Raw genomic sequence first — 25,249 nt, 5'->3', positions numbered from 1 at the left:
CGTTCCCACGCTCCGCGTGGTAATGCATCCAGTGACGCTCCGCGTCACCCACACGCCTCTCAATCTACGCCCATAAAAAAGCCTGTCTTTTCAGGCAGGCTCAATACGGAGCATGGCAGTCTTAGCTCTGGCGAGCAGACAGGGCCGAGTAGCTGTTCATCAAATTGCGGTAGTTAGGAATCCGCTGGGACAACAAATTCCCCAGCCCTTCGATATCGTTGCGCCAGTCGCGGTGCAACTCACACGCCACCGAGAACCAGTTCATCAACTGCGCACCGGCCTGCGTCATCCGGCTCCACGCCGCTTGCTGCACGGTGGTATTGAACGTGCCCGATGCATCCGTCACCACAAACACCTCAAAACCTTCTGCCAGCGCCGACAAGGTCGGGAACGCCACACACACATCCGTCACCACACCGGCAATGATGATCTGCTTACGCCCGGTGGCCTTGATTGCCTTGACGAAATCCTCGTTGTCCCAGGCGTTGATCTGACCAGGGCGAGCGATATACGGCGCGTCCGGGAACATCTCCTTCAACTCCGGCACCAGCGGGCCGTTAGGGCCTTGCTCGAAACTGGTGGTGAGGATGGTCGGCAAGTTAAAGAACTTGGCCAGGTCAGCCAGGGCCAGCACGTTGTTCTTGAACTCGTTGGGGGAGAAGTCCTGCACCAGGGAGATCAGGCCGGTCTGGTGATCGACCAGCAGAACAATGGCGTCGTCTTTGTTCAAGCGGTTGTAGGTTGCAGTGCTCATGGTTGAATCCTTTTTTGTTTAGGTTGGTTGGGCGTTGCGTTCAACATGGGCACAGATTAATGGGTAGGTGACGAGGGATAAATCGGGTGGAAGGAGTCTTACTGTCAACTTAAAGTGGACAATAGTTGGCACCCGATTTCAGGCCTCCGGGTCGCTGTGCAGACCAGGAGTGAATTGCCTGATTTTGAGTAGCTAGCAGGTCCGATCCCTTTCCTTTGCAGGACGTTTCCGAGAGAATCCCAACCGCTTGCGCCAGTGGAATTGGGTGACTAGGCTGCTGACCGTCACTGCTAATTCAGTGATCGGGTTTAGTCGCCCGGATTCGATTGGCGCATATGCAACTCATGAGTCAGGCACCTCATCGCCTGCATCTTATGGTGGCTGTGCGCAGGGCACCTTCGGGTGCGCCGGGTTCCAATCGACCGGTCGACTAACCTGCGTACAGCTGCCACCTTTCGTTTAGTCGCGTAATTGGCAGCTTCAAATTATCGATTGGAGTTTTGCTATGGATAACGTTGTTTCGGATTCGCCGTCGTCAGGCGCAACCAACCCATTTACGGTCAATGAAGAACTGAGCTTCGAGGATGCCTGGGTGCAGGTGGCTGAGCTGCTGCATTGTGCGCTGGCTACGTCGCAGGTGATCGGCGAGTCAGTGGCTGCGCCACAGAGGGCGGTGATGCATTTGGTGGAGATGGCGAAGATGGTGGCGGATAGGGCTGTGGAGTGTTTGCAGCCTAGGTGATATGACGTCGCCTGTTCGGTTTTGATCGTCCAGGCGACTTATTCACGATTTCCTTAATTTCGGCTCAGAAATAGGGCTTGAATTCGTTGCTGTCGCGAATCAGCAACTGCATCAGCTTTGGATGAATGAACAGTTTTTCCTTTCCGACCTGAACCTCTTGCAGAACATCAATGGAGACCAGCTCTTTGAGGTAGCGAGAAGCAGCCTGGCGCTGAGCGATCTGCTTGTCGACGACGTTGCTAATACGGCAATAGGGCTGCTCAAAAATCACGTCCACCAATTCGCGTGAGTAGGTTTTCGGCAAACGTTCGCGAACAAATTGGCTGGTGTGCTCGGACAGGCTGCGAATGGCGGCAATTTTTGCACTGGTCCAGCGAGCGGTTTCTTCCACGGCAGTAAGCATGTACAGCAGCCAGGGCTCCCAGGCCTGTTCGCGTGTGACATCAAGCAGTAGTCGATAGTAATCGGCTCTATGCGCAATGATGAAATGACTAAGGTAAAGAATCGGTAGATTCAACAGACCTTCCTGGATCAGATACAGGGTGTTTAGCACGCGCCCGGTACGACCGTTGCCGTCTGTGAATGGATGAATAGCCTCGAACTGATAGTGTCCGACAGCCATGCGAACCAGCGGGTCGAGGTCTGTCTCGTTGTGTAGAAAACGTTCCCAGTTGGTGAGCAAGTCGCGTAAGCGATCTTCGCCCTCTGGTGGGGTATAGATGATTTCTCCGGTCCGATCATTGGCTAGCTGGACGCCTGGCACTCGACGGATGTCCATGTCTACACCCTTGAGCGTTCGACAGATCTCTACTGCTGTGCCGGTAGAGAGTGGACGTTCAGCCAGAGACTGGAAACCGTTATGTAGAGCCTTGCGGTACCGGAGGGCTTCTTTGGTCGCGGGATCTGCATGATTGGCGCAATCCTGGGCATGCTGAAAGAGTAAATCTGTAGTAGTGACAATACTTTCGATCTCGGAGCTGTCCTTGGCTTCCAGCAGCGGGATCGTATTGATCAGCATCGTCTGGTTAGGAATCAGCTCGGCTGCTTGTTTCAATTCGGCCAAGGCTGCTCGAGCTTCGATGCAGCGTTTGAGGACTGCTCGGGTTTCCAGTTCTGCCTTTGGCGGCAAGGGTGGAAGCTGGTTATAGGGTCTATCCGCCTGCCAAGGCCGTTGGGGGTTAGTCATGGGCGCACGCTCACTAGGACGTCCAGTTAAAGGTAAGGCCGCTTTTATAAGCGCCCTTGTCATGTCGCTAGTGTAAGCCTGCGTGCATAACGTGTCGTTATTTTTGTATTTTTGCGACATGTTTCATCCTCGCGTCGCTGTTGGCGACATGTTGGATATCGATCAGGTCGCTGACTATTTGGGTGAAGCAATGAAGAAGGGGTAATACACCTAGATTGCGTCGAGTCATTTTGATATTGCTGGAGCCCACTGGCCTTTGAATGGCTGCCTATTGCACCAGAGACATGTTCAGGGGGGGCAGAGTGGATCTTTAAGGCTACGTGATTGATGTTTAAGGGGGGGGATTAAAAAGCCGGCTTGTGGCCGGCTTCTCGGGGACTGCCTCAGCTTGTTTTTGACAAACCTCACCAGCCTTCAAATCGCTCAGCCCACATTGCGTCGGGCTGAATAGTAGGGCATCCGCGGGAACTCCTCCGCTTCGCCAGCAGGGAGTCAGCTAGAAGCGACCCCTGCCAAATGTGCGGCGCATGATACTCACATTCACTTCAGTTGCCCACCTCCGGTTCCGATTTAGAGCCTTCCCAGCCCAGCAGGTGTTCATCCAGTGGCACCGGTGGGCGGCGGTTGTTGAGGGTGGACCACCAGAATACCCAGCCGACGATCTTGAAGCTTTGCTCGAAGCGTTCCTCGTGGTTGAGGTATTCGTCCGGGTGTTCGCTGGCGTTGTGGCTGCGCAGGCGCAGGCCGCCGCCAGGGCGGTTGTAAAGGTATTTGATGCGCAGCATGCCGTCGTGTTCGACGGCGTAGATTTCACCGTCGATGATTTGGGTACGGCCTCGGTCGATGGCGAGGGTGGCGCCTTGTTGGATGATGTCGATCATGCTGTTGTCGACCATGTAGGCGCCTATCGCGCGGTCGGGGTTTACGTTGAGTGTTTCCAGGCTGTGCAGGGAGACGCGGATGCGTTCGGTTGAGGTGAAGGTGGGGTGGAGGGGGATCTCCACGTCGGTTTTTTCCGGGCGGCAGGCGGGGCCTGTGAGGTATTTGCCTGTGTCTTCGCGGGCGGTTGCAATCCTTGCGGTGGGGCCTTCCAACAGGTAGTTGGCGGGCGGGTGTTTGGGGCCTTTGCCGTCGCTTAACCAGCGACTTGAGACGCACAGCAACTCTGCGATCTCGTTGAGTCGGCCCATGGGGACCCCGCGTTTGAACCAGTTGTTCACGTGCTGAGGCGTGACGCCGCGGTTCTTGGCGAAGTCGGAGGCGGAAAGATGAACTTCCCGTAATAGCGCTTTTAAACGATCACCTGATGTATTCATAAACGCAGAGTTTACTGGCCGGAAAGTCTAATCAAATAAACCATGCGTTGATTTGCGGTTGTAGGATTTGGCTTAGTTGTGGCCGGATCTTTCAGGTGTGCAACTTAGTTAAACGCTGCAAATAAACATTGAACTTGATGTTTAATTCGGCCCATAAAAAAGCCCCGAATTAACGGGGCTTTTTAATTGCCGTGGCAATGAGGCGCGGGTATCAGCCTTTGTAGGCGGCAACCGACTTCATGATCTCGGCGCGGGCGGCGTCTGCGTTGCCCCAACCGTCGATCTTCACCCACTTGCCTTTTTCGAGGTCTTTGTAGTTCTCGAAGAAGTGCTTGATCTGTTCCAGCAACAGTGGCGGCAGGTCGGTGTATTCCTTCACGTCCACGTACAGCTGGGACAGCTTGTCGTGTGGCACTGCGATTACTTTGGCATCGCCGCCGCCGTCGTCGGTCATGTTCAGGATGCCGACTGGGCGTGCGCGGATAACCGAGCCTGGGGTGACCGGGTAAGGGGTCACGACCAGCACGTCGAGGGGGTCACCGTCGTCAGCCAGGGTGTTAGGGATAAAACCGTAGTTGGCCGGGTAGAACATCGGGGTGGCCATGAAACGGTCAACGAACAGGCAGTCGCTGTCTTTGTCGATTTCGTATTTGATCGGCGCGTGGTTGGCCGGAATTTCGATGGCGACGTAGATGTCGTTCGGCAGGTCTTTGCCAGCCGGAATCTTGCTGTAGCTCATTGGGCGTTGCCCCCGTTAGTTGGCCATATGACATGGCCGGATTGGCCTAAAAGTGGCGGCGATTATAGGCATATTCTGACGCCGATGCCATGCGCCAAGCGTCGTACGGTCATTCGCCCTGTGGCGCGTAGCGCTTGCAGTTGAGTCAGGCGGGCCAGGGGATCCTGGCGATAAAAGCGGCTGAGTTGGGCGTACACCTGTGGATAACTGTTGACCAGTAAATCCGGGGCGCTGAAGAAATACTCGCTGGTGACGGCAAAGAACTCCGCCGGGTTTTCCGCAGCGTAAGGGTCTATCTCGGTCTCGGCGTCCGGGTTGGCGTCCAACTGGCGATTGAGGTCATCGAAGGCGCCTTGCATGACGCTGGCCCAATCCTGCACGCGCATGTCGTGGTGCAGCGGCGGCAGGCCGTTGGCGTCGCCGTTGAGCATGTCCAGCTTGTGCGCTAGTTCGTGGATGACCAGGTTGTAGCCTTCCCATTGGCCGCTGGCGAGCACGCCGGGCCAGGCGAGGATCACCGGGCCCTGTTGCCAAGCTTCGCCGCTGTGTTCGCCGTCCCACTCGTGTTCGACGCCGCTGGCATCGCGATGGCGTTGTGGGCTGAGGAAGTCGTCGGGGTACAGCACGATCTCATGAAAGCCTTGGTACCAGTCGAGGTCGCCCAGGTTCATCAGCGGCAGTTGCGCCTGGGCGGCGAGCAGCAGGCGTTGTTCCTGGTGCAGTTCGACGCCAGGCAGGGCGGTGAGGTGTTTTTCGCTGAGGAACACCACGCAGGCTTCGCGTAGCCACTGATCTTGCTCCGGCGTGATGCCGTCGAGGAAGGTCAGGTGGTGGCGCACCCGTTGCCAGATGTCATCGGCAATCGGGTGCTTGGCCAGCAGGCGCCGGCGACGCCAGGCGCTGAAGGACCACACGGGCAATCAGTGCGGGTTGGCTTCGGAGGACGTGCGGCCAAAGCGGCTGCGCACTACGCCAATAATCATCGGCACCAGGGACAGCAGAATGATGAACACCACCAGCAGCGACAGGTTCTTCTTGATAAAAGGCACGTTGCCGAAGAAGTAACCCAAGGTCACCAGGCCGCCGACCCACAGGATGGTGCCCAGTACGCTGAAGCCGAAGAAGCGTGGATACGGCATCTTGGCCACGCCCGCGACGAACGGCGCGAAGGTACGCAGGATCGGCAGGAAGCGCGCCAGCGTCACGGTCTTGCCGCCGTGCTTGTCGTAGAAGTCGTGGGTCTTTTGCAGGTAGTCGCGGCGGAAGATCTTGGAGTTCGGGTTGCTGAACAAGCGCTCGCCCGCCGTTCGTCCGATCACATAGTTGGTGCTGTCGCCGAGGATGGCCGCCAGCATCAGCAGGCCGGCCAGCAGGACTGGGTCCATACCGCCGCCGGCCGCTACGGCACCGGCAATGAACAGCAAGGAGTCGCCCGGCAGGAAGGGCATGACCACCAGGCCGGTTTCGCAAAAAATCACCAGGAACAGAATGGCGTAGATCCACGGACCGTAGTTGGTTACCAGCATATCGAGGTAAACGTCGAGATGCAGGATAAGGTCAAGCGGGTTGAAATCCATGGATGGCACCTGTGTGAATGGCCCGGCTCAGCGGGCTTGTGCGGAAGCTCAGGCAATAAGGCTACAAGTAATTGTCGCGGTTCTTACAACCCTGAAAGGTCGGCATTATACGGATTGAGAGGTGAAAAGCGTGTGGCTTTTGTAGCGGGGAGTGTCGCGAAATTGTGAAGGGGTTGGGCTTCAAGCCAGTCGCCGGACCCAATGTGGGAGCTGGCTTGTCTGCGATAGCGGTGGGTCAGTATGAGAAGTGCTCGCTGACACTTCGCCATCGCAGGCAAGCCAGCTCCCACAAGGATATTGCGGTGTTTGGCTTACCGGTTTTCAGTCTTCGTTGATCGGCAACACGTAGTTTTTGAATTCGGTGTCTTCGCGAAACCCAATCGACTCATAGGTCTTCTGCGCCACGTCGTTATCGCTGCTGGTCGATACCCGCAACCGTACCGCGTGGGTGTCCTTGGCCATTTTCTTGGCCGTGCGCATCAGGTTGTCGGCCACCAGTTGCCGGCGCGCATCCTCGGCCACATAGATGTCGTTGAGGATCCATACCCGCTTGAGAGACAGTGAGGAAAAGCTCGGATAGAGCTGGCAAAACCCCAGCAGCCGCTTGTCATCATCGTCGGCCAGGGCCAGGTAGATCACCGACTCCTTGCGCCGCAGGCGCTTTTCCAAAAAGGCCCGTGACGAGTCCGGGAACGGCAGGGCCCCGTAGAACTCGCGGTATTTGACGAACAACGGGGTCAACAGGTCCAGGTGTTCCAGGGTCGCTTGAGTAATCCGCATGCCAGGCCTCAACTTCCAAATGGGGTATGACCACACGAGCGGCCGTGACTCGATGCTGCCTAATGACGCCAAAAAGCGCAATCTTGCCGCTATCGGTCATCGGGCGGGCTGAGCAGGAAATTGCCCTTCATCAGGTCCGGGTCGTCCGATTCGAGGGTCTGAACCTGTGCCTCATCCTTGAGATTAACCCCCGACAACTGCCGGCGATACGCCTCGCGCATCAAGTACAGCAGGCGATGGGCCGCCATGCCATAACTCAGGCCTTCCAGCCGCACGTTGGAGATGCAGTTGCGATAGGCATCGGTGAGGCCGACCTTGGGGTTGTAGGTGAAATACAGGCCCAGGCTGTCCGGCGAGCTGAGCCCCGGTCGTTCGCCGATCAGGATCACCACCATCTTGGCGCCCAGTAGCTGCCCGATTTCATCGGCTACCGCCACGCGGCCTTGCTCTACCAGGATCACCGGTGACAAGGACCAGCCTTCGGCGTGGGTCTGTTCTTCCAGGCGCGCCAGAAACGGCGCTGTGTGTTTATGCACCGCCAATGCCGACAGGCCATCGGCTACTACGATGGCCAAGTCCACCCCGCCGGGCTGGGCCGAAGCGTAGTCGCGCAATGTTTGCGCCGACTCATCGCTCAAGCGTCGCCCCAGGTCCGGGCGTTGCAGGTACATGTGCCGGTCTGTGGCGGCGCTGTGCAGCAACAGGCTGTCTCGGCCACGTTCGGCCAATTGGCGGCTGAGGCCGGTGTGATCGAACGGCAAATGCACCGCGTCCCGCGCCTGGGCGTGGGCAAACTGGAAGTCCAGTTGGGCGCTGGTGGGAAGGCTGGTGCCGGTGCGGCCCAGGGCAATACGCGCCGGGGTGAGGCGGCGCAGTTCCAGCCACGGGTTGTCAGGCAATTCTGGTTGCACGGTCGGCTCCTTCATCCCAATTGCGCCAAGGCGTGACGAAAGGCCGGTGGCAAGCTATTGCCAAAATGCACCTTGCCATCAGCCTGCGTGAAGATGCCCATTTTCGCCAGCCACTGCTCGAACTCCGGCGCCGGTTTTAAACCCAATGTTTGCCGGGCGTACAGGGCGTCGTGAAACGAGGTGGTCTGGTAGTTGAGCATGATGTCGTCGGAGCCGGGGATGCCCATGATGAAGTTGATGCCGGCCACGCCGAGCAGGGTCAGCAGGGTGTCCATGTCGTCCTGGTCGGCTTCGGCGTGGTTGGTGTAGCAGATGTCGCAACCCATGGGCACGCCGAGCAGTTTGCCGCAGAAGTGGTCTTCCAGGCCGGCGCGGATAATCTGCTTGCCGTTGTAGAGGTACTCCGGGCCGATAAAACCGACCACCGTGTTCACCAGAAACGGCTTGAAGTGCCGGGCCACGGCATAGGCACGGGTTTCACAGGTTTGCTGATCGACGCCAAAGTGCGCATTGGCCGACAAAGCGCTGCCCTGGCCGGTTTCGAAGTACATCAGATTCTGGCCCAGGGTGCCGCGCTTGAGGCTTAAGCCCGCGTCATAACCTTCCTGCAGCACGTTCAGGTTGATCCCGAAACTGGCATTGGCCGCTTCGGTACCGGCAATCGACTGAAACACCAGGTCCAGCGGTACGCCGCGGTTGATCGCTTCGATGGAGGTGGTGACGTGGGTCAGCACACAGGCCTGGGTGGGGATGTCGTAGCGCTGAATGATCGCGTCGAGCATTTCAAGCATGGCGCAGATCGAGGCGATGCTGTCGGTGGCCGGGTTAATGCCGATCATGGCGTCGCCGTTGCCGTACAGCAGGCCGTCGAGGATGCTCGCCGCGATGCCGGCCGGTTCATCGGTGGGGTGGTTGGGCTGCAAGCGCGTGGACAAGCGCCCGCGCAGGCCCAGGGTGCCGCGAAACTGGGTGACCACGCGGATCTTCTGCGCCACCAGCACCAGGTCTTGCACGCGCATGATCTTGGACACGGCCGCGGCCATTTCCGGTGTCAGCCCTGGCGCCAATGCGCGTAGGGCCTGTTCATCGGCCGCATCGCTGAGCAGCCAGTCGCGCAGGCCGCCGACAGTGAGGTGGCTGACCGCTGCAAACGCCTGTTTATCGTGGGTGTCGATGATCAGCCGGGTGACTTCATCGCTTTCATAAGGAATCAATGCTTCCTGCAGGAAGTGCTTGAGCGGGATATTTGCCAGCGCCATCTGCGCCGCCACACGTTCGCCGTCATTCTGCGCGGCGACACCGGCGAGGAAGTCCCCGGAGCGTGCCGGGCTGGCCTTGGCCATCACGTCCTTGAGGCTGTCGAAGCGGTAGGTTTGAGCACCCACCGCGTGGGAAAAGCTTGCCATACAGTGTCTCCTTGGTGACGCGCGCCTGCTGTGGGCAAGGCGCCGCGTCGAGGTTTTCGGCAGTTAGTGCAGGGCGGCCTCTGCGGCCTGGATCGCCGCGAATTCCTCTTCCGGCGTGCCTGCTACCAAGTGATGCCGGCTGTAGAAAGCAAAGTAAGCAATTAATACTCCATAGATGATCGCCGCGCCAATCACCACGCGCGGGTCCACCAGAAAGCCCGCCACCACGGCCACGCAAGCCAGCACCAGTGCCACGCCTGAGGTGAAGATGCCACCGGGTGTGCGGTATGGCCGCTCCATTTTAGGGCGACGGATGCGCAGGGTGATGTGGGCGGCCATCATCAACACGTAGGAAATCGTGGCGCCAAACACCGCCACCAGGATCAGCAAGTCACCCTGGCCGGTCAGCGACAGGCCAAAGCCGATAATCCCGGGGATCACCAGCGCCAATACTGGCGCCTTGCTCTTGTTGGTCTCGGACAATTTGCGCGGCAGGTAACCGGCACGGGACAAGGCAAAGATCTGCCGCGAATAGGCGTAGATGATCGAGAAAAAGCTCGCGATCAAACCGGCCAGGCCGACCAGGTTGACGAAGCTCCCCATCCAGGTGGAACCGCCGTAGGACAACGCCAAGGCTTCAACCAGCGGGTTGCCGGATTTGATCAGCGCATAAGTGCCCGCACCGCCCGGCGCGATCACCAGGATCAACAGGGCAAAACTGGTCAGCACCACAATCGCGCCGATCAGCCCGCGCGGCAGGTCGCGCTTGGGGTTCTTGGTTTCTTCAGCGGCCAGCGGCACGCCTTCCACCGCCAGGAAAAACCAGATGGCATAAGGGATCGCGGCCCACACGCCGACGTAGCCGAACGGCAGGAAGCTGCTGGCGCCCTTGGCCTCGGTCACGGGTATATCCAGCAGGTTGGCGACGTTGAAGTGCGGCACCATCGACACCAGGAACACGCCCAGGGCAATCGCGGCGACGGCGGTGATCACGAACATCAGCTTCAAGGCTTCGCCCACACCAAAGATGTGGATGCCGATAAAGATGATGTAGAACGCCAGGTAGATCATCCAGCCGCCAATGCCGAACAACGACTCGCAATAGGCGCCGATAAACACGGCGATGGCGGCGGGCGCGATGGCGTATTCGATAAGGATGGCAGTACCGGTGAGGAACCCGCCCCAGGGGCCGAAGGCGCTGCGGGCAAAACCATAGCCACCGCCAGCAGTGGGGATCATGGACGACAACTCGGCCAGGGAAAAGCACATGCACAGGTACATGGTGGCCATCAGCAAGGTGGCGAGGAACATGCCACCCCAGCCGCCCTGGGCCAGGCCGAAGTTCCAGCCGGCGTAATCGCCGGAAATAACATAAGCGACGCCAAGGCCAACCAGTAGTACCCAGCCGGCGGCGCCTTTTTTCAGTTCGCGTTGTTGAAAATAATCGGTACCGACTTTTTCGAAGTCGACAGAAGAACCAGTGGGTTCGCTAGGCATGGGAAGTACCTTCCATTCTTATTGTTTTTGACTCGGCGTCTGTGTGCCGAACGAGGTAGCAATTGCGTGTGATATCAAATGTGGGAGCTGGCTTGCCTGCGATAGCGGCCTGTCTGCTACCCCTTATTTGGCTGATACATCGTTATCGCAGGCAAGCCAGCTCCCACACTTGATTGCATTTCAAGTTGGGAACTGGTTGCTTGCTATAAGGCTGAGTTAGAAAAAGCCCAACGGATTAATGTCGTAGCTCACCAGCAAGTTCTTGGTCTGCTGGTAGTGATCCAACATCATCTTGTGGGTTTCACGGCCCACGCCAGACTTCTTGTAACCGCCAAACGCGGCATGCGCCGGGTACAGGTGGTAGCAGTTGGTCCACACGCGGCCAGCCTTGATCGCCCGGCCCATGCGGTAGGCGCGGTTGATATCGCGGGTCCACAGGCCAGCGCCCAGGCCGAACTCGGTGTCGTTGGCAATCGCCAGGGCTTCGGCTTCATCCTTGAAAGTGGTGATGCTCACCACCGGGCCGAAGATTTCTTCCTGGAATACGCGCATGTCGTTGGTGCCCTTGAGCAGGGTCGGCTGGATGTAATAACCGGTGGCCAGGTCGCCGGTGAGCTTCTCCACCTTGCCGCCCGTGAGCAATTGCGCGCCTTCGCCCTTGGCGATTTCCAGGTAAGACAGGATCTTGTCGAACTGCTGCTCGGACGCTTGGGCGCCGACCATGGTGTCGGTATCCAGCGGGTCGCCACGCTTGATCGACTCGACCTTTTTCATCACCACTTTCATGAAGTCGTCGTAGATCGACTCTTCCACCAGAGCACGGGAAGGGCAGGTGCACACTTCGCCCTGGTTGAAGAACGCCAGCACCAGGCCTTCGGCGGCTTTTTCGATAAATGCAGGTTCCGCTTTCATGATGTCGGCGAAGAAGATGTTCGGCGACTTGCCGCCCAACTCCACCGTAGACGGAATGATGTTCTCGGCCGCCGCATGCATGATGTGCGAGCCCACAGGCGTTGAGCCGGTGAAGGCGATCTTGGCGATGCGCTTGCTGGTGGCAAGGGCTTCGCCGGCTTCCTTGCCGAAACCGTGCACCACGTTCAGCACGCCCGGTGGCAGCAGGTCGCCGATCAGCTCCATCAGCACGCTGATGCCCAGCGGCGTTTGCTCGGCGGGCTTGAGCACCACGCAGTTACCGGCGGCCAGGGCTGGGGCGAGTTTCCAGGCGGCCATCAGCAGCGGGAAGTTCCACGGGATGATCTGGCCGACCACGCCCAGCGGCTCGTGGAAGTGGTAGGCGGCGGTGAGTTCATTGATTTCGGCGCTGCTGCCTTCCTGGGCGCGGATGCAGCCGGCGAAGTAGCGGAAGTGGTCGGCAGCCAGGGGGATGTCGGCGTTAAGGGTTTCACGCACGGCCTTGCCGTTGTCCCAGGTTTCGGTGATGGCCAGCAGTTCGAGGTTTTGCTCGATGCGGTCGGCGATTTTCAGCAGCACCAGCGAACGGTCCTGGGCCGAGGTTTTGCCCCAGGCGTCCGCAGCGGCGTGGGCGGCGTCCAGCGCCTTGTCGATGTCTTTGGCGGTGGAACGCGGGAAGTCGGCTATCGGCTTGCCGTTGACCGGCGAGGTGTTGGAGAAATAGTTGCCATCGACTGGCGCCACGAATTCGCCGCCGATGTAGTTGCCGTATTTGGCCTTGAACGAAACGATGGCGCCTTCAGTACCGGGGTGTGCATAACGCATGGTGAGCATCTCCTGCTTTTATGTTTATTGGAGTACAGCGCGGCAAGCGCGTTATAAAGCGTAGAGCAAAGGTTGGGCCACTGCTGTGCGGGCCAGCAAAATCAATGGGTTGGGCTTTTTCGCAAGGCGGTGCCGTGACAGGTGTGGTACAGGCGTGGTGACAGTTTGTGCCATAAGCGGTACAGCCTGTGACCGGTGGGTCGGGCCGGGATTGCAAAGGCCCAATGGCTGGGGGATGCTGGGCGTTCTCACGCAGGGAGAATAATAAGAACATGCATAACGATCATTTCAGCCGCCATGCCCAGCAAGTCCTGACCGTCACCCGTGGCCAAGAGCTTTCCCAGGGGCCGGGCAGCGACCCGTCCATCGCCCGCTCCTGGCTGCGCTGCGTGGAGGACTACCACCTCGACCCGGCGCTGACCATCGCGCCTACCGTGCTTGAACACGGGCGCCTGCTGGAAAGTCGCGAACGCCTGCGCCAGGTGCTGCACATCGCCGGCAGCGAGATGAATAGCCTGCACCAGCAACTTTCCGGTGCCGGCCATGCGGTGCTGCTCACCGATGCGCGCGGGGTGATCCTCAACTGTGTCACCGCGCCGTCGGAGCGCAAGATTTTCGAGCGCGCCGGTTTATGGTTGGGCGCTGACTGGAGCGAAGCCTGCGAAGGCACTAACGGCATAGGCACCTGCCTGGTAGAGCGGCAGTCGTTGACGATCCACCGTGACGAGCATTTTCGCGGCCGTCATACCGGGCTGACCTGTTCGGCCAGCCCGGTGTTCGATCCTCATGGTGAATTGCTGGCGGTGCTGGATGTGTCCTCGGCCCGCGAAGCCGTGTCGCGCCAAAGCCAGTTCCACACCATGGCGCTGGTGAACCTGTCGGCCAAGATGATCGAAAGTTGCTACTTCCTGCGCCACTTCGAACACCACTGGCTGTTGCGTTTTCACCTGCAGGCCGAGTCGGTCGGGTTATTCAGCGAAGGCTTGCTGGCGTTTGATGGCGAAGGGCACATTTGTGCGGTCAACCAGAGCGCCCTGAACCTGTTGGGGCAGTTGCGCGGCGGCTTGGTGGGCCAGCCGGTGGAAGCGTTTTTCGACTGCTCCCTGGATCAGTTGCTGGGGCGGGCCAGCGCAAATGCCACGGCCAGTTGGCCGCTGCGCACCCGCGATGGTCGGCCTTTATTCGCAGCGCTGCGAGGCCAGCCGCGCAGTGCGCCGGCCCCTATCATCAAGCCACAGGCGTCACGCCCATTGGGTATCTGCCTGGGCGACCCGGCGTTGCAAAATGAGCTGCGCAAGGCCTCGCGAGTGTTCGAGCGCGATGTGCCCTTGCTGATCAACGGCGAAACCGGCTGCGGTAAAGAAGCCTTCGCCAAGGCCGTGCATCAGGGCAGCCAGCGGGGCGACAAGGCCTTTATCGCGCTGAACTGTGCGGCGATTCCAGAAAACCTGATCGAGAGCGAACTGTTTGGCTATCGCGCCGGCAGTTTCACCGGCGCCCTTAAAGAAGGCATGCGCGGCAAGCTGCAACAGGCCGATGGTGGCACGCTGTTTCTCGACGAAATCGGCGACATGCCCCTGGCGTTACAAACCCGCCTGTTAAGGGTGCTGGAGGATCGCCTGGTGGTGCCTATCGGCGGCGAACCCCAAGCCGTGAACGTGCGCATCATCAGCGCCACGCACCGCAATTTGCTGGAACGGGTGGCCGATGGCAGCTTTCGTGAAGACCTGTATTACCGCTTGAACGGCTTGGAAGTCGCCCTCCCGCCGTTGCGCGAGCGCAGTGACAAGTCGCAACTGTTGGATTTCCTCTTGGCGCAGGAAGCAGGCACCGAGCAGGTGATGCTCGACGAGTCGACGCGCCAGGCCTTGTTGGCATTCCACTGGCCCGGCAACCTGCGGCAGATGCGTACTGTGTTGCGCACGGTGGTGGCACTCTGTGAGGGCGGGCGAGTCGGTCTTGAAGACTTGCCGGCGCTGATTCGCCAGGCGCGGCCGCAAGGGGCAAGGGCGGATGCGCCGTACGCTTTGCCACTGGAGAGCGCCGAGCGCCAGGCATTACTCGATGCGTTGGCGCAGCAGCGCTGGCATATGAGCCATGTGGCGGAACAGTTGGGCGTCAGTCGCAATACGCTGTATCGCAAGTTACGCAAACATGGTATTTCACGGGGCGCCATGCATTAGGGCGCGCGACAGTTGTCGGAATAACTCCGTTATTGCGGACGACTCGTTTTTGTCCCACGTCATTTAAGGTTTTTTATCGCTCTACCCGTTCACGTCGTCCCGGAACGTGGCACGTTGTTTTAAGCACTGATGGAATAAGGGCAGAGCATTAATTGCCCTTAAACACCGCTGTTTGAAACTTCTAGGGTGACAACACATGAATATTACAAGTCCAATAACGACTCCTGTGCCACAACTCCCTGTTCAACTTGATGTTACGCCCACCTCCCCACCGCAACACTCGATAACGGGCTGGGGCGAACCGATGGACCCCCCTCAGCCTGACCATGACACGCCGCCTTCTGCTCAGGAGGCCGACCAAGCGCCGAAGGTACGCAACAAGCGTGGAATCTCCTTCTTCGGACGGCGGTTCCCATTTGGAGGCGCAACCCGGCCCACGGCGCCCGTGTCTCCCACGCCATCGATCAAGGTGCCGTCGCCTGCGTCCGTGTCCCCCGGTCCATCGACCAGGGTGCCGCCCGCCCCGGTCAATCCCACTGCCACCAGGCTGCAGAACGCACTGGGTGGAAATAACCCTGGTACCAGCTCGACCGCAGCCAGTTCAAGCCAGTCGGCCTTGGATAAACTCAAGGGCGTAGTGACCAGGGGGCCTCAAACGCCCACCAGTGGCGGGGTTGTCTCCGTAAAGCCGGTGGAACCGCCCAAGATCAGTGTGGCCGATGTCACCCAGCGGCTTTTGGATGCCGACAGGCTGGTCAAGGCAGGGGTTATTTCCACCTCACCTTCAACCGGCAAGACGATCAAGGACGCGTTCATCAACGCGGGCGTCAATGGCATCGTCAGCGCGCCGATCAATGTGGGCGCATACGCCGGGTCCGTGGCCGCGGGAGAGGCGATCAAGGGCCAGTATGTACCGTCGCCATTGCCGCCGCCGCATTTGCCTGGTACTGCAAAGCCCGATCCCGCGTCTACACCGCAAGTAGCCGCGCCAACCACATCGGATACGCCAACGCCTTCGGCCACGCGCCATCTGGACCGGGTAGAAAAAGTGGTGCTGGAATTTGCCAATGTCATCATCACGCTGGCGTCGGGAAATACTGAAGACCGGCTTGCCATGGGCGACGCCTGGCCCAAGGAGCGGGGGGCACGCTTGGATAACCTTGAGCAGTTACTGAGCATTTCGGAAACCCATATGAAGCAAGTGGCCGAGGATAACGGCATTATTTTCAAACCTCACCTCGAACCAGAAACCGCCCCAGGCACGGGGGGCCGCTTAGGCGTGATAGAGCGCCGTTATCGCGCCTTGGAAAAGGCGGCTGACCGGATCATTACCCTGAAAGACGCGGAAGCCAAAAAAACCGAGGCCTCCGTTTAAGGCAGCCTTTTTGCCCGCCGGATCCTACCGGCGGGCGTTTCGCGCTCAGCTAAAGCGTGCGAACTTTCCCACCCTACGCTAACCTGCCTCGATGTTTACGAGGTCGACTATGCACATTCATATTCTGGGTATCTGCGGTACGTTCATGGGTTCGATGGCGGTTCTGGCCAAGGAGCTGGGCCATCATGTAACTGGCTCCGATGCCAATGTTTATCCCCCCATGAGCACGCAGCTACAGGCGCAAGGGATTGAGCTGACCCAAGGTTACGACCCCGCGCAATTCGACCCGGTGCCGGACCTGGTCGTGATCGGCAACGCCATGTCGCGCGGCAATCCGGCGGTGGAATACGTACTGAACAAAGGCTTGCCTTACGTCTCCGGCCCCCAGTGGCTGGCCGACCATGTGCTGCAAGGCCGTTGGGTCCTGGCAGTGGCAGGCACTCATGGCAAGACCACCACCAGCAGCATGCTCGCCTGGGTGCTGGAGCATGCGGGCATGAGCCCGGGGTTCCTGATTGGCGGCGTGCCGCAGAACTTCTCGGTATCGGCGCGCCTGGGTGAGACACCGTTTTTTGTGATCGAGGCCGATGAGTACGACAGCGCCTTTTTCGACAAGCGCTCCAAGTTCGTCCATTACCGCCCACGCACAGCGATCCTGAATAACCTTGAGTTCGATCACGCGGATATCTTCCCCGATCTGCCGGCGATTGAGCGGCAGTTCCACCACTTGGTGCGCACTATTCCAAGTGAGGGCCTTGTCATTCATCCCACCACCGAGCCTGCGTTGCAGCGTGTGATCGACATGGGCTGCTGGACCCCGGTGCAAACCACCGGCGCGGGCGGGCAGTGGCAGGCGAGGTTGCTCAGCGAAGACGGTTCGCGGTTTGAAGTGCTGTTCGAAGGCCATGCCCAAGGCATCGTCGATTGGGGCATGACCGGCCAACACAACGTGGCCAACGCTTTGGTGAGCCTGGCTGCCGCTCGGCATGTTGGCGTGGTACCAGCCATGGGCATTGCCGCCTTGAGCGCGTTCAAGAGTGTGAAGCGGCGCATGGAGAAAGTCGCTGAAGTAAATGGAATTACCATCTACGACGACTTTGCCCACCACCCGACCGCAATTGCCACCACGCTGGATGGCCTGCGCAAGCGCGTCGGCGATGCGCAGATCATTGCCATCGTCGAGCCGCGCTCCAACTCCATGAAGCTGGGTGCGCACCGTGATGGCCTGCCCGAAAGCGTCAACGATGCCGACCAGGTGGTGTGGTATGCACCGGCCAACCTTGGCTGGGATTTGCCCGCGATTGCTGCGCTATGCACCGTGCCCTCCACAGTCTGCGATTCGTTGGAAGGCATCATTGAGCATGTGAAGTCCTTGGCCCAAGCCGGCACCCACGTGGTGGTCATGAGCAACGGCGGCTTCGGCGGCCTGCACGGCAAGCTGGCCGAGGCACTGAAATGAGCGGGCCGGAACGCATTACCCTGGCGATGACCGGCGCATCCGGTGCGCCCTATGGCCTGCGCCTGCTCGATTGCCTGGTACGTGAAGACCGTGAGGTGCATTTTCTGATCTCCAAGGCGGCGCAATTGGTGCTGGCGACTGAGACCGATGTCGCGCTGCCTTCCAAGGTGCAGATGATGCAGGCATTCCTCACCGAGTACACCGGCGCAGCGGCGGGGCAGATCAAGGTCTACGGCAAAGAAGACTGGATGTCGCCGGTGGCTTCAGGCTCCGGTGCGCCAGCGGCGATGGTGGTGGTGCCGTGTTCCACCGGCACCTTGTCGGCGATTGCCACGGGCGCCTGCAACAACCTGATCGAACGGGCGGCGGACGTGACCTTAAAGGAGCGCCGCCAATTGATCCTGGTGCCGCGCGAAGCGCCGTATTCGAGCATTCACCTGGAGCACATGCTCAAGTTGTCGAACATGGGCGTGACCATCCTGCCCGCGTCGCCAGGCTTCTATCACCAGCCACAGACCATCGATGACCTGGTGGACTTTGTGGTGGCGCGCATTCTCAACCTGTTGAACATTCCCCAGGACATGCTGCCACGTTGGGGTGAGCACCACCTGGGCGGCGATGAATAAAGCACTGCTGCTCTTGATGGCGCTGCAACTCACCGGCTGTGCCACCGCGCGCACGCTGGATGCCGCGCAACCGGGCGCCCCGGTGGTGTATGCCGGCACGCGCCTGGATCTGTACGCGATCAATGGCGGCTGCTGCGCCAAGTACCGCTTTGGTGCCGAGGCCCCGAGCTCTCCCCATCTCGACCTGCCGGCCAGTGCGTTGCTCGATACCTTGTTGTTGCCACTGTCGGTGCTGACGGTGCTGGGGGTTGGCTTCAACGCCACGGGCGGGCTGTAAGATAAGGGCTACCTGGGTGGATCGTTCCCACGCTCCGCGTGGGAATGCAGTCGGGGACGCTCCGCGTCCCAAGCATGACGCAGAGCGTCATAACCGGCGTTCCCACGCAGAGCGTGGGAACGATCAGTACCAGCCCGGCATCATCACTTGCCGAGTTTGCGCAACTCGTCCGATTCCACCACCCGCACGCCATCCTGTTCTTCCAGCGCCAGGCGCCACATGGCGCGGGCCAGTTCGCAGACTTCAATACCGTGGTACTTGCCCGGGATAAGCCGTGACAGCGGGCCGGCCAACTGTTCGGCCAGGCGCGGTTCCAGTCGCTCACCCAGCAGCAGCGAGGGACGTACGATGGTCAACTGCGGCCAGTCTTGCGCTCGGAGCGCCAGTTCCATTTCCCCTTTGACCCGGTTGTAGAACACCGAGGATTTCGGGTCGGCGCCAATCGCACTGATCACGATCAGATGCCGCGCGCCCAGTTCCCGTGCGCGTTTGGCGAAGGCCACTACCATGTCCAGGTCGACCGCACGGAACGCCGCTTCCGAGCCGGCCTTTTTAATCGTGGTGCCCAGGCAGCAGAAGGCAATATCCACGCGGCCGCTCAGTTGCGGCAGGAACACCGCCGGGTCGCCTACCGGGTTTTCCAGGCGTGGATGTTCAGCCAATGGTTTGCGGCTGGGTGCCAGCACGCGGGTCACGGTAGGTTCGTTGAGCAGGCGGTCGAGCAGGTGTTCGCCAGTGAGGCCGGAGGCCCCGGCCAGCAAGATATGCTGCGGTGTCAGGTACATGGTGTTTCCCCCTTGTTACACGTTACAGCTTAGTTGCCTTTGGCTTCCTTGCTATTCATTGAGACGCTTTCGAGCGCCTTTCGTGCCTGCTGTTTACGTAATAATTGCCAATGGGCGATCACGCCCTTAGGCGCCCAGATCTGCGGTTCGGAGGCTTCGAAATTGTCCGCCTGTTCGCGTTCGGCCACGTGCAGTTGTGCCAGTTTGAAGGCGTGTTGCAAATCATCCGTTTGGTTGAAAGCCTGTGCGAAAAGCGCATCACCGAAGTAGGTGAAGTCTGCTTCTTCCGAGCAGCCGAACGACACGCGGTCCGCGCGGGAGGCGGTCATGATCAGGGTGCGCTCATCTTTGAGCGCCGGTATGAAGCCGCCGGAATAACATGCGGAGATCACGATGACCTTGTCGCGGTTTTTCAGCGGTGCGAGCACGGCGGCCAGCTCGTCGGCGGGCAGGTCGGCCAGTTCCATGCGCGGTTGGTCGAGCACCAGCTCATGCTCATGGGTGCCATGGCTGGTCAGGTAAATGAACACCAGGTCTTCCGGCCCGGTCCGTTCGGCCAGGGTTTGTACCGAGCGGCGCAGGCTTTCGCGGGTGGCCAGGGGGCGGTCGGCGATATGGTCGCGGTGGTTGACCAGGCGCACTTGCCCGCGCGCGCCGAAGCGGGTGGCGAGCAGGTTGCTGACGTAATCGGCTTCGCGCAGGAACACGCTTTGTTTGCCGTCACCGGCCAGCACCAGGGTGTACAGCTCCACCGCCGGGGTGGACGCGGGCACGGTCGCCAGGGCGTCATCAAGCAAGCGGCCTTGGGCCAGTATGCCGGTCTCCAGTGGGTCGGGCAGCAGCTTGCCCTCGGCGTCGCGTACGCGCAGGCCATTGACCCAGGTGCCGGACTGCACGGTGCCGTCGGTGAGGACCAGAGTGCCACGGCCTTGATAGTTGTCACTGTCAAAGCCACCGATATAGAAACTGCCATCGGTGAGGTTCAGACGCCCTTCGCCGGTAAAGCGCCAGTCACTGAACTGGCCGACGTAGTGGCTGCCATCAACCCCGATCAGTTCGCCTTTGCCGGTCAGCGCGCCCTCCTTGAACTGGCCGATCCATACATCGCCGTCGGCGTTCTCGTAGCGGCCTTTACCGTTGAGCTGGTTCTGCTTGAATTGGCCGACATAGATATCGCCCTCGGCGCTATTAAAGGTGCCATTGCCTTCCAGTTGGCCATCGACAAAGCGGCCGCTGAACTGGTTGCCGCTGTCGTCATTGCGCTGGCCTTCGCCATTGGGCTTGCCGTGGGCGAACTGGCCCTGATACTGGCTGCCGTCGGCCAGTTCCAGGCGGCCGAGGCCTGAATACTGGTCGTCCTGGAATTCGCCGCGATAGGTCATCTGCCCCTCTTTGAGGGTGCCTTCGCCGTTGCGTCGACCATTCTTGAAGCCGCCCACGTAGCTACTGCCCGACGTGGTCAGGCTGCCCTGGCCATCAAACAGGCCCTGTTTGAATTCGCCTTTATAGACTTCGCCATTGCTGCCATGCCATTCGCCCTGGCCGTGCCACTGGCCTTTGTCGAACTGGCCGGCGTACCAACTGCCATTGGGGTAGTCCACACGGCCTTGGCCTTGCAGCAAACCGTTGACCACATCGCCACGGTAGCGGCCGCCATCGGGCAGGCGCGCATCGGGCGGCAACAGCGATTCGCCGTCTCCGCAAGCGGTGAGCAACAGGGCAAGGGCAAGGGGAGCGAGTGGGCGCATAGCGGGATCCGGATAATTGAGCGCCGAGTATGCCGTAGCCGGGGTGCCGAACCTAGTGGTCTATGCGCAGGATCTACCACCTGTAGGAGCGGGCTTGCCCGCGAAAAACTCACAGGCACCGCATTTATTCAGCAAGCTCGCTCCTACAGAGGAAGGTGTGGTGATTATACGAAGCAGAGTGACAGCGACTCGGCAATGTAGGCCGGCTTCTCCTGGCCTTCGATTTCCAGGGTGGCCGTCGCCTTGAACAGCCATTGGCCCGGCTTTTTCTCGGTGACGTCAGTGAGGGTGACGTTCAGGCGCACCTTGGAGTTCACCTTCACCGGCTGGATAAAGCGCACGCTGTCCAGGCCGTAGTTGACGGCCATTTTCAAGCCTTCGGGCATGATCAGGATGTCTTCCATCAACTTGGGCATCAGCGACAGCGACAGGAACCCATGGGCAATGGTGCTGCCGAACGGGGTTTGCGCCGCCTTGATCGGGTCGACGTGGATGAACTGATGATCGCCGGTGGCTTCCGCGAAGAGGTTGATACGCGCCTGGTCGATGATGAGCCATTCGGAACGTCCCAGTTCCTTGCCGACGTAATCTTTGAGCTGCGCTACGGGTACATAGGGCATTGCGTCTCTCCTTGGTTCATCACTTATGTGCCCGTTGATAAGGGGCGTTTTTTTTGGTTGCAGAGAACCACTGTAGATCATCACGGGCAATCAGCCCGGTCAACCCAACATGCTTTTGGCGAATGCCGGAGCATAGGGCGGGCGTGCGTATAATGCGCGCGGGATTTGAGGGGGAGAGAGCGGGATGCTGTTACGTGGCCTGACCTGGCTGGTGCTGTTTCAACTGATCGGCACCGCGATCAATCATTTGCTGGTGCCGGTGCTGCCTGGGCCAATCATCGGCTTGTTGCTGATGCTGGGCTTTCTGGTCTGGCGCGGTGAAGTCGGCGAGCCCCTGAGCCTGGCGGCCGGCAGCCTGTTGCGTTACCTGCCGCTGCTGCTGGTGCCGCCGGCCGTGGGGGTAATGGTGTACGCCAAGGACATTGTGGCGGATTTTTGGGCCATCGTCGGGGCGTTGGTGCTGTCGCTGGTGGTTGCCATGGGCTTTGTCGGCGTGCTGATGCAGCAGATGGTCAAGCGCAAGGAGAAGGACCAATGATCCTCGACTGGCAGGGCGCCTGGACGGCGGTCATTCATCACCCGTTGTTCGGTATCGGTATCACCCTGGGCGCCTATCAGCTGGTGCTGGCGGGGTTCGAGAAAACCCGCTGGATCTTCCTGCAGCCGGTGCTGGTGTCGATGTTGCTGGTGATCGGCGTGCTGCTCACCTGCGGGCTGAGCTACGCCGAATACCGCGAGAGCACCGAGATCATGGGCATCCTGCTGGGGCCTGCGACCGTGGCCCTGGCGGTGCCGCTTTATCTGAACCTGCGACGGATTCGCCAATTGTTCTGGCCGATTTTTACTACGCTGGTGGTAGGCGGGGTATTGGCCACTGGTCTTTGTGTGGCGTTGGGGTGGTGGTTCGGGGCTGAACACCGGGTGCTGATGACCATGGCGCCCAAGTCGGTGACCTCGCCGATTGCCATGCTGGTGGCCGAGCAGATCGGCGGCGTAGCGGCCTTGGCGGCGGTGTTTGTGTTGATCACTGGGGTGGTCGGCGCGATGATCGGCCCAGCGCTCTTGTCACGGCTGGGAGTGCGCAGCCCCGAAGCGCGCGGCATGGCTTTGGGCATGACCGCCCACGCCGTCGGCACTTCGGTGGCCCTGCAGGAAAGCGAAGAATGCGGCGCCTTCGCGGCGCTGGCCATGAGTTTGATGGGCGTGGCCACGGCGGTGTTCCTACCGTTGGCGGTGTCGGTCATTGTTTAACCCAGGTTTAAGGAAACCGTTATGAGTCTGGCGCTATTCCCCCTCAACACTGTGCTGTTCCCGGGCTGCATCCTCGACTTGCAGATATTTGAGGCGCGCTACCTGGACATGATCGGCCGCTGCATGAAAAAGGGCGAAGGCTTTGGTGTGGTGTGCATCCTGGATGGCTCAGAGGTGGGCGCGGCCCCTGACGGCTATGCGCTTGTCGGTTGTGAAGCGCTGATTCGTGACTTCAAGCAGCAGGATAACGGCCTGCTGGGCATTCGCGTCGAAGGTGGCCGTCGATTCCGCGTGCGTGAGGCCGACGTGCAGAAAGACCAATTGCTGGTGGCCCAAGTGCAATGGTTGCAAGAGTTGCCGGACCCGCCGCTGGGCGAAGAGGACGCCGACTTGCTGGCGTTGCTTGAGGCCCTGGCCGAGCACCCGATGGTGGCCTCGCTGGACATGGGCGGCCACGCCGAAGGCCAGCAAGCCCTGGGCAATCAATTGGCCTATCTGTTGCCGTTTACCGAAGCCGACAAGATCGACTTGCTGCAACTGGACGACCCACAGCAACGGCTGGATGCGATCCAGATGTTGCTCGATGAACTGCAGGGCGAGCTGTTCACCTGAGGTTCGGATTTGCCTGACAGCGCTTTCAGACTTTGCTCGGTCGTCTCCACGGTGTCGCCTGCACTATTTTCCGATCACACAACAATGATCGGAGAGAACCATGATTCGGCTGACACCCTCGGAACAAGTGGCGTGGGACGCTTATTTTGTCAGCGTGACCACGCAATTACTCCAGCAGCAAGCCACGCGGGGCGCGGAGTACATTGCCGAGCGCGCCGCCGAAGTGGCTGATGAGATGTTACTGGAGCGCCGCGAACGTTGCGTTGAACGGCGCAGCGCCTCCGTGGACTGGATCGGCCCGGCCAAGGGTCAGTAGGCGTACCTGAGCAGGGCGTGGGGCGTGCCGGTAAAGGCGATAAAACCGAGCACGGCCACCACGGCGGGCAGCAGCAGCCACCAGGCTTTTTGCGACATGGCTGGCAATGGGCTGCGGTACTGGATGGCCGTCAGGCTGAACGCACACACGGTCATCGCCAGCAAGGTGCCGGCCAGGATGTCCGTCGGCCAGTGGGCGCCCAGGTACACCCGTGACAAGGCAATGAACGCCGCCGGAATGCAGCCCAGCAGCATCCAGGTCAGGCGCAGCCGCGTGGGTTGACCGCGACCGGCCAATACCGCGAGCGCCAGGAAGAAGGCAAAGGCACCGGAGGCATGGCCGCTGGGCATGCTGAAGCTGGTCAGCGGGTCGGTGAGGATTTCCGGGCGGCCCCGGGCGAAAAACAGCTTGGTGCCGGTGTTGATCACTGCCGCGCCAGCGAGGGTGGCGCCGACAAACACCGCGTGGCGCCACTGCCGTGCCAACAGCAACAGGCCAGTGAACACCGCGCTGGCGAAAAACATCTTCTTGAACTCGCCCAGTTGGGTGACCCGTACCATCACTTCGTCCAGCCACGGGCTGCGATGTTCCTGCACCAGTGCGCTCAGGCCCTGGTCGAAGTTGTTGAGATGGGGGTAGCCGATAAACAACGCGATCAACAACACCAGGCTGGCGCAACCGATCCACAAGGTGGCGCGCCGATGCCCGCGCCAACTGCTGTTCAAACTCAGCCCCAGCAGCACCGCCAGGCACGCCGCGATAATCGCCGCTTCCGGCCAGAAGCCTTCCGGCAACGGCAGGCGGAACGCGGCGCCGGCAGCCCAGCCCGGCAGCAGATAGGCCACGGTCCAACCCGCTGCGGCAATGATGCTCACAACGGCAAAGCGCGGGAAGGGCATGTCGCACATGCCGGCGACCATGGGCAGCATGGGACGCAATGGGCCGATGAAACGCCCGACCAACAGGCTGGCGATTCCGTACTTGTGGAAGTAGGTTTCTGCGCCGTTCATCCATTCAGGATGCTGGCGCAGGCCGGGCAGGCGCCGGATGTTCTGATGGAAATGGCGGCCCAGGTAATAGGAAACGCCGTCGCCCAATAAACCGCCGAGGAAGCCCAGCAGTAGGGTTTCACTCAAAGGCAGCGCACCGCTGCCAGCCAACGCGGCGATTGCGAACAGCAATACCGTGCCCGGCACGATCAACCCGGCAATCGCCAGGCACTCCACACACGCGACGATAAACACCGCGGCTGCCAGCCATTGTGGGTTGAGGGTCAACCAGCCGGTGATGCTATCGAGCCATTGGCCCATACAATCCACTCCATGCATACAAAACAGAATTTGAGGCGGTGA

At 60.1% G+C, this 25,249-nt stretch carries 26 protein-coding genes; 10 read left to right on the top strand and 16 right to left on the bottom strand.

Features of this window, described 5'->3' with window-relative positions:
* Nucleotides 1-121 precede the first annotated feature (121 nt).
* Nucleotides 122-754, bottom strand: a complete 633-nt coding sequence (gene ycaC, locus GH769_RS21485; protein WP_014720109.1) for an isochorismate family cysteine hydrolase YcaC — start codon at nt 752-754, stop codon at nt 122-124.
* Nucleotides 755-1,259: 505 nt separating this feature from the next.
* Between ycaC and GH769_RS21480 the strand changes: the two genes are divergently transcribed.
* A complete protein-coding gene (locus GH769_RS21480; RefSeq protein ID WP_003194531.1) occupies nt 1,260-1,496 on the top strand; it encodes a hypothetical protein in 237 nt (78 codons plus the stop codon).
* A 64-nt stretch (nt 1,497-1,560) separates the two neighbouring features.
* Here the strand turns inward: GH769_RS21480 and fic are convergent, their stop codons facing one another.
* From fic to GH769_RS21430, 10 genes are all read right to left on the bottom strand, one after another.
* Nucleotides 1,561-2,682, bottom strand: a complete 1,122-nt coding sequence (gene fic / locus GH769_RS21475) for a protein adenylyltransferase Fic (protein WP_032904192.1) — start codon at nt 2,680-2,682, stop codon at nt 1,561-1,563.
* A 545-nt stretch (nt 2,683-3,227) separates the two neighbouring features.
* The gene (locus tag GH769_RS21470; protein WP_014720107.1) at nt 3,228-3,998 is read right to left on the bottom strand and encodes a S24 family peptidase; all 771 of its coding nucleotides are present in this window, start codon (nt 3,996-3,998) and stop codon (nt 3,228-3,230) included.
* A 211-nt stretch (nt 3,999-4,209) separates the two neighbouring features.
* Complete coding sequence (ppa, locus tag GH769_RS21465; RefSeq protein ID WP_003176323.1) at nt 4,210-4,737, bottom strand: inorganic diphosphatase; 528 nt, start codon at nt 4,735-4,737, stop codon at nt 4,210-4,212.
* A gap of 62 nt (nt 4,738-4,799) precedes the next feature.
* Nucleotides 4,800-5,651 carry a zinc-dependent peptidase gene (locus GH769_RS21460; RefSeq protein WP_239688391.1) on the bottom strand — a complete coding sequence of 284 codons (852 nt, stop codon included), beginning with the start codon at nt 5,649-5,651 and terminating at the stop codon, nt 4,800-4,802.
* A 6-nt stretch (nt 5,652-5,657) separates the two neighbouring features.
* Complete coding sequence (locus GH769_RS21455) at nt 5,658-6,314, bottom strand: DedA family protein (protein ID WP_003194521.1); 657 nt, start codon at nt 6,312-6,314, stop codon at nt 5,658-5,660.
* Nucleotides 6,315-6,635: 321 nt separating this feature from the next.
* A complete protein-coding gene (locus GH769_RS21450; RefSeq protein WP_014720105.1) occupies nt 6,636-7,094 on the bottom strand; it encodes an N-acetyltransferase in 459 nt (152 codons plus the stop codon).
* Between the two features lie 89 nt (nt 7,095-7,183).
* Nucleotides 7,184-8,020, bottom strand: a complete 837-nt coding sequence (gene eutC / locus GH769_RS21445) for an ethanolamine ammonia-lyase subunit EutC (RefSeq protein ID WP_032904145.1) — start codon at nt 8,018-8,020, stop codon at nt 7,184-7,186.
* On the bottom strand, nt 8,017-9,411 hold the full coding sequence (locus GH769_RS21440) for an ethanolamine ammonia-lyase subunit EutB (protein ID WP_014720103.1): 1,395 nt from the start codon (nt 9,409-9,411) through the stop codon (nt 8,017-8,019). Before GH769_RS21440 ends, eutC begins: the two co-directional genes overlap by 4 nt.
* A gap of 63 nt (nt 9,412-9,474) precedes the next feature.
* Nucleotides 9,475-10,908, bottom strand: a complete 1,434-nt coding sequence (eat, locus tag GH769_RS21435; protein WP_003194515.1) for an ethanolamine permease — start codon at nt 10,906-10,908, stop codon at nt 9,475-9,477.
* 216 nt (nt 10,909-11,124) lie between these two features.
* The gene (locus tag GH769_RS21430; RefSeq protein ID WP_005791797.1) at nt 11,125-12,645 is read right to left on the bottom strand and encodes an aldehyde dehydrogenase family protein; all 1,521 of its coding nucleotides are present in this window, start codon (nt 12,643-12,645) and stop codon (nt 11,125-11,127) included.
* Nucleotides 12,646-12,917: 272 nt separating this feature from the next.
* Between GH769_RS21430 and GH769_RS21425 the strand changes: the two genes are divergently transcribed.
* Nucleotides 12,918-14,828 (top strand): sigma-54-dependent Fis family transcriptional regulator, encoded by a 1,911-nt coding sequence (locus tag GH769_RS21425; RefSeq protein WP_014720101.1) that lies wholly within the window; start codon nt 12,918-12,920, stop codon nt 14,826-14,828.
* A 345-nt stretch (nt 14,829-15,173) separates the two neighbouring features.
* On the opposite strand, the gene GH769_RS29200 is transcribed toward GH769_RS21425, so the two are convergent.
* Nucleotides 15,174-15,458, bottom strand: a complete 285-nt coding sequence (locus tag GH769_RS29200; protein ID WP_177480889.1) for a hypothetical protein — start codon at nt 15,456-15,458, stop codon at nt 15,174-15,176.
* On the opposite strand from GH769_RS29200, the gene GH769_RS29195 reads away from it, so the two are divergent.
* From GH769_RS29195 to GH769_RS21400, 4 genes are all read left to right on the top strand, one after another.
* Entirely contained in the window at nt 15,445-16,203 is a 759-nt protein-coding gene (locus tag GH769_RS29195; protein ID WP_224796998.1) for a hypothetical protein, read from the top strand. The genes GH769_RS29200 and GH769_RS29195 overlap by 14 nt on opposite strands.
* 109 nt (nt 16,204-16,312) lie before the next feature.
* Nucleotides 16,313-17,662 carry a UDP-N-acetylmuramate:L-alanyl-gamma-D-glutamyl-meso-diaminopimelate ligase gene (gene mpl, locus GH769_RS21410; RefSeq protein WP_014720099.1) on the top strand — a complete coding sequence of 450 codons (1,350 nt, stop codon included), beginning with the start codon at nt 16,313-16,315 and terminating at the stop codon, nt 17,660-17,662.
* Nucleotides 17,659-18,288: a flavin prenyltransferase UbiX gene (gene ubiX / locus GH769_RS21405; protein ID WP_032895136.1), complete on the top strand. Its 630-nt coding sequence runs from the start codon at nt 17,659-17,661 to the stop codon at nt 18,286-18,288. Before mpl ends, ubiX begins: the two co-directional genes overlap by 4 nt.
* Nucleotides 18,281-18,565: a YceK/YidQ family lipoprotein gene (locus tag GH769_RS21400; RefSeq protein WP_032904194.1), complete on the top strand. Its 285-nt coding sequence runs from the start codon at nt 18,281-18,283 to the stop codon at nt 18,563-18,565. Before ubiX ends, GH769_RS21400 begins: the two co-directional genes overlap by 8 nt.
* A gap of 143 nt (nt 18,566-18,708) precedes the next feature.
* On the opposite strand, the gene GH769_RS21395 is transcribed toward GH769_RS21400, so the two are convergent.
* The 3 genes from GH769_RS21395 to GH769_RS21385 all read right to left on the bottom strand — a co-directional run bounded on the left by GH769_RS21395 (nt 18,709) and on the right by GH769_RS21385 (nt 21,718).
* A complete protein-coding gene (locus GH769_RS21395; RefSeq protein WP_014720096.1) occupies nt 18,709-19,350 on the bottom strand; it encodes an oxidoreductase in 642 nt (213 codons plus the stop codon).
* A 29-nt stretch (nt 19,351-19,379) separates the two neighbouring features.
* Entirely contained in the window at nt 19,380-21,098 is a 1,719-nt protein-coding gene (locus GH769_RS21390; RefSeq protein ID WP_019818759.1) for a C13 family peptidase, read from the bottom strand.
* 164 nt (nt 21,099-21,262) lie between these two features.
* Nucleotides 21,263-21,718: a MaoC family dehydratase gene (locus GH769_RS21385; protein WP_019818757.1), complete on the bottom strand. Its 456-nt coding sequence runs from the start codon at nt 21,716-21,718 to the stop codon at nt 21,263-21,265.
* A gap of 184 nt (nt 21,719-21,902) precedes the next feature.
* Here GH769_RS21385 and GH769_RS21380 point away from each other — a divergent pair, with 184 nt between their 5' ends.
* From GH769_RS21380 to GH769_RS21365, 4 genes are all read left to right on the top strand, one after another.
* A complete protein-coding gene (locus tag GH769_RS21380; RefSeq protein ID WP_014720093.1) occupies nt 21,903-22,256 on the top strand; it encodes a CidA/LrgA family protein in 354 nt (117 codons plus the stop codon).
* Nucleotides 22,253-22,969, top strand: coding sequence for an LrgB family protein (locus GH769_RS21375; RefSeq protein ID WP_014720092.1), 717 nt, complete (start codon nt 22,253-22,255; stop codon nt 22,967-22,969). Before GH769_RS21380 ends, GH769_RS21375 begins: the two co-directional genes overlap by 4 nt.
* A gap of 21 nt (nt 22,970-22,990) precedes the next feature.
* The gene (locus GH769_RS21370; protein WP_014720091.1) at nt 22,991-23,581 is read left to right on the top strand and encodes an LON peptidase substrate-binding domain-containing protein; all 591 of its coding nucleotides are present in this window, start codon (nt 22,991-22,993) and stop codon (nt 23,579-23,581) included.
* 100 nt (nt 23,582-23,681) lie between these two features.
* Nucleotides 23,682-23,897 (top strand): hypothetical protein, encoded by a 216-nt coding sequence (locus GH769_RS21365; protein ID WP_019818751.1) that lies wholly within the window; start codon nt 23,682-23,684, stop codon nt 23,895-23,897.
* On the opposite strand, the gene GH769_RS21360 is transcribed toward GH769_RS21365, so the two are convergent.
* Nucleotides 23,891-25,207 (bottom strand): bifunctional DedA family/phosphatase PAP2 family protein, encoded by a 1,317-nt coding sequence (locus GH769_RS21360; RefSeq protein ID WP_020301972.1) that lies wholly within the window; start codon nt 25,205-25,207, stop codon nt 23,891-23,893. The two genes, GH769_RS21365 and GH769_RS21360, sit on opposite strands and share 7 nt — an antisense overlap.
* Nucleotides 25,208-25,249: the final 42 nt, after the last annotated feature.

Source organism: Pseudomonas sp. CFSAN084952, from assembly GCF_009648855.1.
GTDB lineage: Bacteria > Pseudomonadota > Gammaproteobacteria > Pseudomonadales > Pseudomonadaceae > Aquipseudomonas > Aquipseudomonas paracarnis.
The sequence above is the reverse complement of the archived record's forward strand: the minus strand, read 5'-3'. Positions and strand labels throughout refer to the sequence as shown.